Source organism: Microbulbifer celer (assembly GCF_020991125.1).
Taxonomy (GTDB): domain Bacteria; phylum Pseudomonadota; class Gammaproteobacteria; order Pseudomonadales; family Cellvibrionaceae; genus Microbulbifer; species Microbulbifer celer.
Genome location: NZ_CP087715.1, coordinates 1,852,721 through 1,866,045, shown reverse-complemented (window position 1 = coordinate 1,866,045; position 13,325 = coordinate 1,852,721). Strand labels below are relative to the sequence as shown.

The 13,325-nt window shown below is 58.3% G+C and carries 14 protein-coding genes; 10 read left to right on the top strand and 4 right to left on the bottom strand.

The features are described from left to right. Positions 1–2: 2 nt before the first annotated feature. The 3 genes from nqrM (at position 3) to LPW13_RS07815 (ending at position 2,193) form a co-directional block, all read left to right on the top strand. The gene (nqrM, locus tag LPW13_RS07825) at positions 3–257 is read left to right on the top strand and encodes a (Na+)-NQR maturation NqrM (RefSeq protein ID WP_230438881.1); all 255 of its coding nucleotides are present in this window, start codon (positions 3–5) and stop codon (positions 255–257) included. Between the two features lie 74 nt (positions 258–331). After that, positions 332–1,729 (top strand): Si-specific NAD(P)(+) transhydrogenase, encoded by a 1,398-nt coding sequence (gene sthA, locus LPW13_RS07820; protein ID WP_230438880.1) that lies wholly within the window; start codon positions 332–334, stop codon positions 1,727–1,729. Beyond that, the gene (locus tag LPW13_RS07815) at positions 1,726–2,193 is read left to right on the top strand and encodes a thioesterase family protein (protein ID WP_230438879.1); all 468 of its coding nucleotides are present in this window, start codon (positions 1,726–1,728) and stop codon (positions 2,191–2,193) included. The genes sthA and LPW13_RS07815 overlap by 4 nt, the downstream gene beginning before the upstream one ends. A 26-nt stretch (positions 2,194–2,219) precedes the next feature. Here LPW13_RS07815 and LPW13_RS07810 read toward each other — a convergent pair whose 3' ends face one another. From LPW13_RS07810 to LPW13_RS07800, 3 genes are all read right to left on the bottom strand, one after another. Continuing rightward, positions 2,220–2,906: an alternative oxidase gene (locus tag LPW13_RS07810; protein ID WP_230438878.1), complete on the bottom strand. Its 687-nt coding sequence runs from the start codon at positions 2,904–2,906 to the stop codon at positions 2,220–2,222. 152 nt (positions 2,907–3,058) lie between these two features. Further along, the gene (locus LPW13_RS07805) at positions 3,059–3,454 is read right to left on the bottom strand and encodes a hypothetical protein (protein WP_230438877.1); all 396 of its coding nucleotides are present in this window, start codon (positions 3,452–3,454) and stop codon (positions 3,059–3,061) included. A 38-nt stretch (positions 3,455–3,492) separates the two neighbouring features. Further along, positions 3,493–3,846, bottom strand: coding sequence for a hypothetical protein (locus LPW13_RS07800; RefSeq protein WP_230438876.1), 354 nt, complete (start codon positions 3,844–3,846; stop codon positions 3,493–3,495). A 195-nt stretch (positions 3,847–4,041) separates the two neighbouring features. Here LPW13_RS07800 and LPW13_RS07795 point away from each other — a divergent pair, with 195 nt between their 5' ends. From LPW13_RS07795 to LPW13_RS07780, 4 genes are all read left to right on the top strand, one after another. Further along, a complete protein-coding gene (locus LPW13_RS07795; protein ID WP_230438875.1) occupies positions 4,042–5,676 on the top strand; it encodes an alpha/beta hydrolase in 1,635 nt (544 codons plus the stop codon). A gap of 97 nt (positions 5,677–5,773) precedes the next feature. Continuing rightward, positions 5,774–7,015: a lipoprotein-releasing ABC transporter permease subunit gene (locus tag LPW13_RS07790; protein WP_230438874.1), complete on the top strand. Its 1,242-nt coding sequence runs from the start codon at positions 5,774–5,776 to the stop codon at positions 7,013–7,015. Between the two features lie 20 nt (positions 7,016–7,035). Continuing rightward, positions 7,036–7,785 (top strand): lipoprotein-releasing ABC transporter ATP-binding protein LolD, encoded by a 750-nt coding sequence (gene lolD, locus LPW13_RS07785; RefSeq protein ID WP_230438873.1) that lies wholly within the window; start codon positions 7,036–7,038, stop codon positions 7,783–7,785. An 8-nt stretch (positions 7,786–7,793) separates the two neighbouring features. Then, positions 7,794–9,071, top strand: a complete 1,278-nt coding sequence (locus LPW13_RS07780; RefSeq protein ID WP_230438872.1) for a lipoprotein-releasing ABC transporter permease subunit — start codon at positions 7,794–7,796, stop codon at positions 9,069–9,071. An 86-nt stretch (positions 9,072–9,157) separates the two neighbouring features. Here the strand turns inward: LPW13_RS07780 and LPW13_RS07775 are convergent, their stop codons facing one another. After that, complete coding sequence (locus LPW13_RS07775; protein WP_230438871.1) at positions 9,158–9,694, bottom strand: DUF2062 domain-containing protein; 537 nt, start codon at positions 9,692–9,694, stop codon at positions 9,158–9,160. 585 nt (positions 9,695–10,279) lie between these two features. On the opposite strand from LPW13_RS07775, the gene LPW13_RS07770 reads away from it, so the two are divergent. From LPW13_RS07770 to prpC, 3 genes are all read left to right on the top strand, one after another. Beyond that, positions 10,280–11,020: a GntR family transcriptional regulator gene (locus tag LPW13_RS07770; protein WP_230438870.1), complete on the top strand. Its 741-nt coding sequence runs from the start codon at positions 10,280–10,282 to the stop codon at positions 11,018–11,020. A gap of 38 nt (positions 11,021–11,058) precedes the next feature. Next, a complete protein-coding gene (gene prpB, locus LPW13_RS07765) occupies positions 11,059–11,937 on the top strand; it encodes a methylisocitrate lyase (protein ID WP_230438869.1) in 879 nt (292 codons plus the stop codon). 128 nt (positions 11,938–12,065) lie between these two features. After that, the gene (gene prpC, locus LPW13_RS07760) at positions 12,066–13,190 is read left to right on the top strand and encodes a bifunctional 2-methylcitrate synthase/citrate synthase (protein ID WP_230438868.1); all 1,125 of its coding nucleotides are present in this window, start codon (positions 12,066–12,068) and stop codon (positions 13,188–13,190) included. The last annotated feature ends 135 nt before the right edge of the window (positions 13,191–13,325 follow it).

Here is a 13,325-nt window from a genome sequence, read left to right as displayed (position 1 = left end):
CCGTGACTATTTATATCCTTGCGTTCGTGGTGATGTTGCTGATCATTACCGGTATGGCACTGGGTGCCATTGTTCAAAACAAGCCCCTCAAAGGCTCCTGTGGTGGTTTGAACAATATTGGCATGAAGCGTGATTGCGATATCTGTGGAGGCGATGACGACGAGTGCGAAAAAGAACAGGAACGTCAACGCAAGATTGCCGAAGCAAAGACGGCGCGCGCGGATCTCGCATATGATGCGTCCAAGCCAAAGCACTGATGTGTGCTGGCTTGACCTCCTGGATTAGCAAATAACAGAGTCAGTTTTTAACGAAATAAGAGTCAGAATAGTCGATGGCAGATTCCAAGTACGATCTGGTGGTAATCGGTTCTGGGCCCGCTGGTGAGGCCGCGGCCATGAGTGCCGCTAAAAAGGGCATGCGCGTGGCCGTGGTCGAGCGCAGTTCCGCAGTGGGGGGTAACTGTACCCACAAGGGCACCATTCCCTCCAAGGCACTGCGTCATTCCGTCAAGCAACTGATGCGCTACAACACGCAAAGTGTGTTCCGTGCGCTGGGTGAGCCACGTCGTTTGACCTTTCCTCAGGTAATGCGCACGGTGAACAAGGTCATTTCCTACCAAGTGGAAATGCACACCAGTTTCTACGCGCGTAACCGTGTTGACCTGATTGTCGGTGACGCTCAGTTCCGTGATGCAAACAGTATCGTGGTACAGCTGGTTGACGGTGCGCGCGAGATTATCTGCTCGGAAAAATTCATCGTAGCGACCGGCTCGCGCCCTTATCGTCCGGCCGATGTCGACTTCGATCATCCCCGTGTCTACGACAGCGACACCATTCTGGACATGGAGCACACACCACAGGCCATCGTCATTTACGGTGCCGGGGTCATCGGCTGTGAATACGCTTCCATTTTCGCCGGCCTGGGGATCAAGGTAGATTTGATCAACAGCCGTAACCATCTGCTGGAATTCCTCGACGACGAGATTTCTGACGCACTGAGTTACCACCTGCGGGATATGGGCGTTACCGTGCGTCACCGGGAAGAGTACGCCAAGGTGGTCGGTACCGACCGCGGCGTAACCATGGAAATGCAATCCGGCAAACGGATCTCTGCAGATGCGCTGCTGTGGTGTAACGGGCGTTCCGGTAACACGGGTACTCTCGGGCTTGAGAATATTGGCCTCGAAGCCAACCATCGGGGTCAGCTGGCGGTCGATGAACACTACTGTACTTCGGTTGAAAATATTTACGCTGTCGGCGACGTCATCGGCTGGCCAAGTCTCGCCAGTGCGTCTTACGATCAGGGCAGGGCGGTAGCTTCTGCGATCGCAGGCCGTGGCCATCGTGTTATCGAAGACGCGCCTACCGGTATTTATACGTTGCCGGAGATTTCCTCCGTCGGTAAGACAGAGACCGAGCTGACCAACGCCAAAGTACCATACGAAGTTGGTCGTGCACTGTTCAAGCACACCGCACGCGCGCAGATATCCGGCGAGCGTGTGGGAATGCTGAAAATCCTGTTTCACATTGAAACCCGAGAAATTCTCGGCATTCATTGCTTTGGTGCCGAGGCGGCGGAGATCGTGCACATCGGTCAGGCCATCATGAAACAGCCGGCGCCGAATAACAGTATCGATTTCTTCGTGAATACTACCTTCAACTACCCGACCATGGCCGAGGCGTATCGCAGTGCCGCGCTGGACGGGCTGAACCGGATTACGCGTCTATGAGCGAGCCGTCGCCCGCGGAATTCCGATCACTGGTAGAGGGGATATTTGGCGATATCCCCTTTGTGCGGGAGATCGGCCTCAAGTTGCACGATTTTGACCTGGATAATCAGACGCTGTCCGCAGCGTTTGATCTTAAACCGCAATTGATCGGCAACCATTTCCAGGAAATTCTGCACGGTGGTGTTATTGCTACCGCGCTGGACACCGTGGGCGGTCTCACCGCGATGGTCGCCGCTTATCACCGCATGGGCGGTGCAATCGACTGGGAAGAAAAAATACAGCGGTTGATCCGGCTCGGTACCGTGGATATGCGGGTAGATTATCTGAAGCCTGGTCGCGGGGAGCGTTTTGTGTGCGAAGGTAAAATTCTACGGGTGGGTAATAAACTGGTCGTATCGCGTATGGAACTGCATAACGACAAGCAGGAACTGATTGCCACCGGCACCGCAACGTTTCTCTACTGATTCGGCCCCCGGAGGTCCTGTCCGGCTCAATAGTGCTTCCCCGAAGCAATCAGATCCGCAAACTGGTGATTGGTGTCGCGGTGCATCACTTCATCCGCTCGGATGATCTCCACCACCTCACGTAGTCGCGCGTCTTCCGGCAAGCCCCAATAGTCAATCGCCACCTGCGGGGCTGGCACGTTCTCCTCATGACCATCGTCGATTCGCTCCAGGTAGAGCGTATAACTGACTACGGCCTCCTCTTCAAAATATCCCACCAGGCGGTGCGCGGTTTTATCGGAAATCAGATACAGTAGAAAGAAGGCGTTGTAGAAAATCGCTTGCACGATTACCACAATCAGCCGCTCATACCAGGTGGGATGGATGATTTCCATGAACGTCATCAGGTGCATGCGCTCGTTTTCGGCTTCATCCAGCAGGGTAAAAATCCAGCCGTCATCGTCGCACAGGCGGCGCAGACATTTCAGGTGCTGTAGCGTGCCGCCGACCATGCCGGGTACGGCCGCGACTGTCTCCAGGACAATAGCGCGGTTACCGTAGCGCTTGGCAAAAAAAGTGTCGGCAATAAAGCGCAGCAGATTCACGACGCCCAGTGCGATGCGATCCGAGGTATTACCCGGAGGCAGACGCTTGTCCAGTTGGAGGCTGCTGGAATCCAGACATTCGTATGCCTCGCGATTCGGAGTAATTCGGGTGCGCTCGTGGTTACTCATACTTGCCGCTTGAATTTGTGCAGAGATTGCGTTCAGCGGGGAGGCAGGAAAACGAGTGAAAGGCCTCAGCCCAAGATGAGTTTAGCAGGCGACAGCGTAATCACGCTGTCGCCTGGCGGCCGGGCCGCAATATGGCGCCCGTCAATGGCCATTCAGCCGCCCATCTTATCGCCCATCTCCTTCATTTTCTTGAGCTGCTCGCACTGCGCTTTTCTCTTTTCAGGCGGCATTTCTGCCAGGCCTTGTTCTGCTCTTTCTTCGAACCTGGAGAATATCTGGTCAAAACGGGCACCATCCATGCCTTTCTCCACTGCCATTTCCCGTTGTTTACTTTTCATCTCGATGAGTTCCAGATCGGTATAGTCCCCGCAGTCTTTGGCGAGGGCGTGCATCGAGGCGCTCATCACGATCATTTGGGCGAGGGGGTCGGATTCGAGGGTGCTGGCTATTTCCTGGTCTGACATCTGCGAGACCGCCTGCATCGGCAGTGCCAGCGCCGCCAGTGCGAAGCCGAGCCCCCGAGCGGTTGAGATAAGTGAGTTAGACATGAGTATCCTCCTTGATATGGTTTGATTTAGGTATGTGCTTATCCGCGGTGTTTCTTCACCGTGTGCAGTACACGGTCATACTCGAAGTACACATAGAAATCCGCATATTCCCAGCGGGTGATGGCGGGCTCGCCAACGGGTCCCTGAATACCCAGGGGCTCCCCCAGTTCAACAGAGACTTCTTCCTGTTTTTTGCCGCGCAAATGAGAGGCTTCACCGCTTGATAGAGAGGCTTCACCGCGTGATAGAGAGCCTTCGGCAGCAGCCCCCTGGCTACCTACCGGAATCTCCACGGTGTCAGCAAAAGTAACGCCGCTGATCAGTGCAGTACTGAAAAGGCCGCCAAGGGTGAGGGCGCGGAGCGGGGAAATGGACTGGCCAATTGAGAACATGGGGCTCTCCAGATTGATTATTCGACTTGTTGGGCATTAGATCAGATATTGTGCCGAAACACGTGGAATTATTCACGTTTTCTACCTTCCGGGCCCATATCCCGCGGAGGAGTCCACGAGATATTGCAGCGACAGTGCCGTATGCCGCCCATATGCTAGGCTAAAAACCGGACTCGACTATACGGCCAGTCACGGATGATACGATTTGTACATTACTTCTCTACTGCCGGCCTGCTGATTGGAGCGATCTTTTTCGCGATCTCGCTGACGCCTTCTCTGATACCGCGTGAAGGCGTGACACAGGGCGTGATCTCCGGCTTCTCTCTCGCTGCAGGCTATGGGGTGGGAGTTGCTCTGTCCTGGTTGTGGAATTTTCTCGAATTACCCACTGGCTCTGAGCGCACCCAGCTGTGGGCGTGGCGGCTCACGGCTATTTTCTGTGCACTGCTGACTCTGGGCTTTCTCTGGAGCGCATCCAACTGGCAAAACTCCGTGCGCGCTTTGATGGGGCTGGAGGAAGCGCCGGGCGTGCGTGTATTCACCGTGGCGATTGTGGCGCTGGCTGTGGCTCTGGTGCTGGTATTGATCGCAAAGCTGTTTCGCTGCCTGTTCTATTTCCTCTCCGACAAAATGCAGCACAGGGTTCCACGTCGCCTTTCTGGATTACTGGCAATGGTCGTGGCGTTCGTCCTGTTCTGGTCGGCGCTCAATGATGTAATACTCACCGCATTACTGCAGCGGGTCGACGGTATCTATCAGAAGCTGGATGCGGCAATCGCGCCGGATATGAAAGCGCCAACCGCTGCCAACAAGCCCGGTAGCGCGGAATCATTGATCTCCTGGCGGGATATGGGACACCAGGGCAGGCGCTATCTGGCACTGGGCCCGGCGGCAAAAGACATTGCGGAGGTTACAGGCTCCGCGGATGACCCGATTCGTGTATACGTTGGCCTCAATGCGGCAGATACCCCGGATAAGCGGGCGGAGCTCGCGCTGGAGGAATTGAAGCGGGTAGGGGGATTTGAGCGCAGCTACCTGATCCTGATTACCCCCACCGGCACCGGCTGGGTGGATCCCGGTGCAATCAACTCTGTTGAATACCTGTTGCGGGGTGATGTTGCCAGTGTCGCAGCCCAGTATTCCTATCTGCCAAGCCCCATTTCCCTGATGACGGAAGACGCCTACGGCCGCGAGAGCGCGCAGGCGCTGTTCCAGTCGATATACGGCCACTGGCGTACCTTGCCCAAGGCGAGTCGCCCCAAACTCTACTTGTTTGGTCTCAGTCTGGGGGCGCTCAACTCCGATCGTTCGTTTGATTTTTACGACATTATCGATGATCCGTTCCACGGCGCACTGTGGGCGGGGCCACCGTTTCGCAGCGATACCTGGCGTGAGGTGACCGCAGAGCGGGACGCCGGCTCTCCGGCGTGGCTGCCGCAGTTCCGGGACGGTGCCGTGGTGCGATTCGGTAACCACTTTGGGGGATATGAGAAGGGCAGCGCGAAGTGGGGCAACTTCAGGCTTGCCTATCTCCAGCACGGCAGCGACCCAATTGTATTTTTCGACCCCAACGCGGCCTGGCGCAAGCCCGCCTGGATGGTGCCGCCGCGGGCACGGGACGTGTCGCCCGATCTCCAGTGGTACCCGATTGTGACCATGCTGCAGCTGGCTATGGATATGCACGCGGGCATCGCCCCCATGGGATTTGGCCACAGTTACGCGCCTGCGGACTATGTGCACGCCTGGCATCAGCTGGTGGCGCCACCGGGATGGGACGAAGAAAAACTCAATCTGTTAAAGAAAAAACTGCTCAAATGGAATCCGCGCTGACTCCCGCAGTCCAAGGTGGAGTTTAATCTGACCGCCCATTGGCACAGTGTGCGTAAATCCTTGGATTTCTTGGCGTTTTTCCGCTTAAATCAATCCCATGATAAAACCAGTCCCCCTCTACATCGGCCTCCGCTATGTGGCCGCCCGCCGCCGGCAGCAGTTCATCTCTTTTATAAATGGGTTCTCCCTGCTGGGGATGGCCCTTGGCGTCCTCGCGCTGATTGTGGTTACCTCAGTAATGAACGGCTTTGACCGGGAACTGAAGACCCGCATTCTCTCGGTGGTACCACACGGCTTTGTGGAAAAAGACGGCGGCCTGGAAGGCTGGCAGGGGGCGGCGGATCAGTTGAAGCAGCAGCCCCATGTGATTGCTGCAAGCCCGTTCGTGCGTGGCTTTGCGCTACTCGGCGCCAACAGTCAGTCCCAGGGCGTCGAGTTCCAGGGCGTGGATCCGCAGGCCCTGCGGGACGTCTCCGCGGTGGGCGAGCATATGTTGATGGGCAGTCTCGACGCGCTGGAATCCCGCAGCTACAAAATCGTCCTCGGCCGCATTCTCGCCCGTCAGCTGGGCGTGATTCCCGGCGACAGCGTCATCCTTACCCTGCCGGAAGTGGTGATCACGCCGGCCGGTATCTTTCCCCGCACCAAGCGCTTTACCGTTGCCGGCGTATTTTCCGTCGGGGCGCAGGTGGATCAGAACATGGCCCTGATGCATATCGAAGATGCCGCACGCCTGTTGCGTATGCCCGGCAAGGTGCAGGGGCTGCAGCTCAAGTTTGACGATATGAACAACGCCCTCGGACGCGTCGAAGGCTATGCCGCATCTCTTGGAGAGGGCTTTGATGGGGAAGACTGGAGCCATTCCCAAGGCAGCCTGTTCCAGGCAGTAAAAATGGAAAAGACCGTCGTCACCCTGATGCTGATGATCATTGTCGCAGTGGCCGCATTCAATATCGTCTCCGCCCTGGTACTGATGGTGGCGGACAAGCGATCGGACATTGCGGTGCTGCGTACCCTCGGCCTGACGTCGCGACAGATTATGGCGGTGTTTGTGGTGCAGGGCAGCGCCATCGGCATAATCGGCGCAGCGATTGGCGGCTTGCTGGGAACGCTGATCGCGCTGAACCTGACGGATCTGGTGTCCTGGATCGAACATGTGGTCGGCGCCAAGATCTTTGATCCGCGCGTATTTTTTGTCAGTTTCCTCCCCTCGGAATTCCGTATCGGGGATGCGATCATGGTGTTGAGTGCCGCCGTCATCATGAGCCTGCTGGCGACGCTCTTCCCGGCATGGCGCGCCGCGCAGATCGCGCCGGCAGAAGCACTGCGGTACGAATAATTGACGTTATTGGAAATAAGATGAACAGCCAAGTGGAAATCAATCCCGAAGAATCCCGGCCACAATCGTCGGCCGAAGTCGTGTTGGCCTGTCGTCAGCTCAGTAAAATCTATCGCCAGGGCACCAATGAATTGAAAGTGCTGCGCGAGGTGGAACTCGAAGTGCCAAAAGGCGAGCGGCTGGCCATTGTCGGCGCATCCGGTTCCGGTAAGTCGACCTTATTGAACCTTCTGGGCGGGCTGGATACGCCGTCTGAAGGCGAGGTCTGGGTAGCGGGTAAAAACCTGGCGAGCCTCAACGCCAATGAGCGCGGCTGGTTGCGCAACGCCAGCCTCGGTTTTGTCTATCAGTTTCACCACCTGCTGAACGAATTCTCCGCACTGGAGAACGTCGCCATGCCGCTGTTGATCGGTAAGCAGTCGGTAGCGGAATCCCGCGCACAGGCGCAAGAGATGCTGGAAGCGGTGGGGCTGGGCGCGCGCCTGGATCACAAGCCGGCGCAGCTATCCGGCGGTGAACGCCAGCGCGTCGCCATTGCCCGTGCGCTGGTGGCAAAGCCTGCCTGCGTATTGATGGACGAGCCCACCGGTAACCTGGACCGCGCGACCGCGAAGGAAATTCACAACCTGATGGATCGGCTCAATCGCGAGACCGGAATCAGCTTCATCATCGTCACACACGACCCGGACCTGGCGGCAGCGCTGGATCGCTGCCTGCACCTGGTGGACGGCCAGCTGGTAGAAGACTGGAAGCCGGGCGACCATGTTTGAGGTGAAGCATGTTTAGACCGTTACCCGCGTTTATCGGCCTGCGTTACGCGGGCGCCCAGCGCGGCGGGCAGGATTCCGCCGGCCTGGTGTCGTTTATTTCCGGCCTTTCCATGATCGGGCTGATCCTGGGGGCGGCGCTGATGATCGTGGTGATGTCGGTGATGAACGGCTTCGACCGCGAACTGCGCGAGCGCATTCTCGGCATCATGCCCCACGCCACCGTGTACAACGCCAGCCCGGATATCGATTGGCCGGCACTGCGGGATGAGGTCGCGGCCGCGCCGGGTGTGACCGCTGCCGCCGAGGTGTGGCAGGTCAATGGCCTCGCGCGCAATGGGCTGGAAGTGACGCCACTGTTGGTGCAGGGCGTCAACCCGGACACCATTGTCGATGTGTCCACCATCGGAAACTTTCTCAAGCCCGAAACCTTTGCCGCACTCACCAGCGACCCCGCGCAACCGGGGATCATCCTCGGTCAGGGCATTGCAGAAAAGCTTGAAGTCGCGGTGGGAGAGCATCTGTCGGTGATTGTGCCGGAAAGCGGCGATGCCAGTGGTGGCGGAACAGGCGGGCGCAGTTCCGCGCAACTGGCGGGTTTTCGCATCGTGGATATTTTCCACTCCGGTACCGAGCTCGATCACTCCCTGGCGCTGGTGGACTGGGATCAGGCGAAAGCGCTGGCCGGAGGCGCCGGGGGTGCCGGAGTACAGTTGCGGGTGGATGACATGCTGAATTCCTTTACCATCTTCCGCCAGCTGCTGAATCAGCTGCCCCATGAAGGTTATTACGGCAGCGACTGGACCGGTACCCACGGCAATCTGTACCAGGCCATCCAGATGTCCCGCAATCTGGTGAGTCTGCTGGTATTCCTGATTATCGCCATTGCTGCATTCAACGTGGTTTCCACGCTGGTGATGGTGGTGATCGACAAACACGGCGACATTGCCATCCTGCGCACCATGGGCGCCAGTACCCGGGAGATCCTGCTGACGTTCGTCAGTCAGGGGGCGCTGGTGGGGTTGATCGGTGTACTGATCGGCGGCTTGCTCGGCGTCATCGGCTCGCTGACGGTGACCGATCTGGTGTCGGGGCTGGAATCGGTATTCGGTATCCAGTTTCTGAAGTCGGACGTCTATCCGGTGGACTACCTGCCGTCTCAATTGCACTGGGGGGATGTTGCCCTGGTGGTGGGCGCGGGCTTCCTGCTGAGTCTGATGGCTACGCTCTATCCCGCGCTTCAGGCGAGCCGGGTTCAGCCGGCGGCGGCGCTGCGCCAGGACTACTGACAACCGTCATGCCGGACTTGATCCGGCATCCAGGGTTCAGCGTACTGGATCCCGGTCTTCACCGGGATGACGATAAAAGAAAAGATTCAGCCGCCCTGATTAAGCTGCGCCTTGCGCTGGGCCAGCCGCGCCTTCCAGCGTTTCACCACATGCCAACGCCACACGCCCTGCATCACAAAGTAAGCCACGGTGGCGAAGAAAATGCCGCAGATCAGCGACCCTGAAAACAGCGGCAGCCAGATCTTGCCCACTTCCTCTGTCAGCCACTGCCAGGAGAGTTCGATCTTGAACTCCAGCGGCGGCGTGCCCAACAGCCAGGCGCCGAGCTTGTAGGTGCTATAGAAAATCGCCGGCATGGTCACCGGGTTACTGATCCATACCAGAATCATGGAGAGCGGGAGGTTGCAGCGGAACCACAGCGCCAGCAGCGCCGCAATCAGCATCTGGCCGGGCAGGGGAAGAAAGCTGGTGAAAACGCCCACGGCAAACGCCACCGACACGGAATGGCGGTTCAAGTGAAAGAGGTTTGGATCGTGCAGCAGATTGCCGAGAATCTTGAGCCCGCTGTTAGCGCGAACCTGTTCGGGGGTCGGCAACCAGCGCCTGATAATACTCTTAGGCATGATTCAAATCTGCTCGGTCTGCGGTCGCCGGTACGGTTTTCAGGACCCCAATGCCGTCGGGGCGTCATCGGGATCGAGGTTTACATCAACTGCGCCGGTGTCTCCGCTATTCAGGTCTGATCCCTTTAGCATAGGGTCGGAACCGGAAGCTATCGGCATTCTCTGAACGCGACCAAGCGCAGTCTTGGTTCCGGGCGTGACCGGCGCGGCGGCTATTATGCCCATACTGGTAGTGCAAGACTACTGTTTGGCACAGTGTAATCTGTCTAAGTAGCTCGACCTTACGCAATTTCATGCGAAATCCGCGCCGCCCAGGCGCTTGACTCACAATTCACGCAATTCAAACACCTCCATATTGTCGACACTTCTTCCCGACACCGTCCTGCGCGCTGTCTTCCAGGCCTCTTTACTGATGAAGCAGGTTCAATCAACTAGGCGTAGACTGTATATCTGTCGACAAAAAATCCATTGACGGCACGTTTTCGACTGATTAACCTGCCAGTCAACTACAATGTGTCGACAATCTTGCGGTGGGCCGGGGAAAGCCGGGCCGCATGGCCACTGAGCGCAGGAGCGAGGTAAACCATGGCGGACAACAGTTTGGGTGAGCAATCCGACCTGCCACAAGCCGCAGCAGAAAGTCCTTTGCTGGACCTGAAGGCCACGGCGAGCAATCGCCGCAGTATCGCCGACCACCTGTTCGAGACCCTGCGCAGCGAGATTGTGGAAGGCCGCATGCCCGCCGGCAGCAAGATCAGCGAGCCCGAGCTCTCCCGGCGCTTCGATGCCAGCCGCAGCAGCCTGCGCGAGGCGCTGATGCGGCTGGAATCTCTCAGCCTGATTGAACGCAGGGTCAACGTCGGTGCGCGGGTGGTGGACCTCACCGAGCGCGGCCTGCTCGAGATCTACGACGTGCGCGAGGCGCTGGAAGGCATGGCCTGCCGACTGGCCGCAGAGAACCGTTCCGAAGAAGACCTGGTGGAACTGCGCCAGATGCTCGCCCGCCACGAACAGCAGGAAGAGCTGCAGAAGGGCACCGCCTATTTTCAGCCGGAAGGGGATTTCGACTTCCACTTCCGCATCGTGCAGGCCTCCAACAACGACCTGTTGATCGACACCCTGTGCAACAAACTCTATTACCGTGTGCGCATGTACCGCTACCAGCTGGGCATGGCCAGCCCGCGCGCGCACCGCGCTTTCCGCGAACACAGCCACATCATCGAAGCGATTGAAGCCGGCGATGGTGAACTGGCCGAAATCCTGATGCGCCGCCATATCCGGGCGTCGCGCAGCAATATTGAAAACAAACTATCCAAACAGAATTAATTCGCCAAATCCGAATCATGAGAGAACAGGGGCAGTTTATGAGCAGACCAGAATCCGCCGGCGCACGCTTTCGCCAGGCCCTGAAAGACAATCAGCCGCTGCAGGTAGTGGGCACCATCAACGCCTACACCGCCATCATGGCCGAGCGCATCGGCCACCAGGCGATCTACCTGTCCGGTGGCGGCGTTGCCAATGCCTCCTACGGCCTGCCGGACCTGGGCATGACCAGCATGAACGACGTGCTGGAAGACGTCCGCCGCATCACTGCCGCCTCCAGCCTGCCGCTGCTGGTGGATATCGACACCGGCTGGGGCGGTGCTTTCAATATCGGCCGTACCATCAAAGAAATGATCCGCGCCGGCGCCGCTGCGGTACACATTGAAGACCAGGTCGCGCAGAAACGCTGTGGCCACCGCCCGAACAAAGAGATCGTGTCCAAAGAAGAGATGGTCGATCGTATCAAGGCCGCGGTGGACGCGCGCGACGATGACGACTTCTTCATCATGGCCCGCACCGATGCCTTCGCTCAGGAAGGACTGGAAGCCGCCATCGAACGCGCCCAGGCCTGCATCGAAGCCGGCGCCGACGGCATCTTCGCCGAAGCCGTCACCGAACTCGAACACTACCGCGCCTTTAAAGACGCATTGAACGTCCCGATCCTCGCCAACATCACCGAGTTTGGTAAAACCAAGCTGTACAACAAGGCCGAGCTGGGCGAGTCCGGCGCCGACATGGTGCTGTACCCACTGTCGGCCTTCCGCGCCATGAACAAAGCCGCGGAAAACGTCTACTCCAGCATCCTGGAGCAGGGCGACCAGCAAGCCGTCGTCGACACCATGCAGACCCGCGCGGAGCTGTACGACTACCTGAACTACCACGAGTTTGAAGACAAACTCGACAACCTGTTTAAAAAGTAATTGAACCCACACCGTCATCCCGGCGAAGGCCGGGATCCAGCCGGAGGTTGGCGGAAGCCCCGTAACTGGATACCGGATCAAGTCCGGCATGACGAAGTAAAAACTTAAATCGATAGGGGAAAATAGAGATGGCAGAGAAAAAAGTTGGCGGAGCAGGCCTGCGTGGCCAGGTAGCCGGTAAAACCGCACTTTCCACCGTAGGCGTATCCGGCTCCGGCCTGACCTACTGCGGCTACGACGTCAAAGACCTGGCAGAACACTGCGAGTTCGAAGAAGTCGCCTACCTGATCTTCAACGGGGAACTGCCCACCCAGGCACAGCTGGCCGATTACAAAGGCACCCTCAAAACCATGCGCGGCCTGCCGCAGGCCCTGCGCGAAGTGCTCGAACGCATCCCCGCCGACGCCCACCCCATGGACGTCATGCGCACCGGCTGCTCCATGCTGGGCAACCTGGAAGGGGAAGAGTCCTTCGAGCAACAACAGGACCGCGCCAACCGTCTGCTCGCCGCATTCCCGTCCATCATCTGTTACTGGTACCGCTTCAGCCACGACGGCGTGCGCATCGAAACCGAAACCGACGATGACTCCATCGGCGGCCACTTCCTGCACATGCTGCGCGGCGAAAAGCCAAACGACTTGCACGCGCAGGTAATGAACGTCTCCCTGATCCTGTACGCCGAGCACGAGTTCAACGCCTCCACCTTCACCGCCCGCGTCTGCGCCTCCACCCTGTCTGACCTGTTCAGCTGCATCACCGGCGCCATCGGCTCCCTGCGCGGTCCGCTGCACGGCGGCGCCAACGAAGCGGCGATGGAACTGATCGAGCGTTTCTCTTCCGCCGACGAAGCAGAAAAAGAACTGCTGGGCATGCTCGAGCGCAAAGAAAAAATCATGGGCTTCGGCCACGCGGTCTACACCGAATCCGACCCGCGCAACGCCATCATCAAGCAGTGGTCCGAAAAACTCGCCGTCGACGTGGGCGACGACGTGCTATACCCGGTATCCGTACGCTGCGAAGACGTCATGTGGCGCGAGAAAAAGCTGTTCTGCAACGCCGACTTCTTCCACGCCTCCGCGTATCACTTCATGGGCATCCCCACCAAACTGTTCACGCCGATCTTCGTAATGAGCCGCGTAACTGGTTGGGCCGCCCACGTATTCGAACAGCGCGCCGACAACCGCATCATCCGCCCAAGCGCGGAATACACCGGCCCGGAACTTCGCAAAGTAACCCCTATTGCCGAGCGTTAATAGAAAGCACTGAACCTGAAGCGAAGGTGACGGTGCCGGGTAGGGTTTTGCTGGACTGTCTGCGAGAGGGATCTCGCAGCCAAGCCCCCATGGATGGGTTCACGGCGTGTCCAGCAAAACCCTACCCGGTGCCAG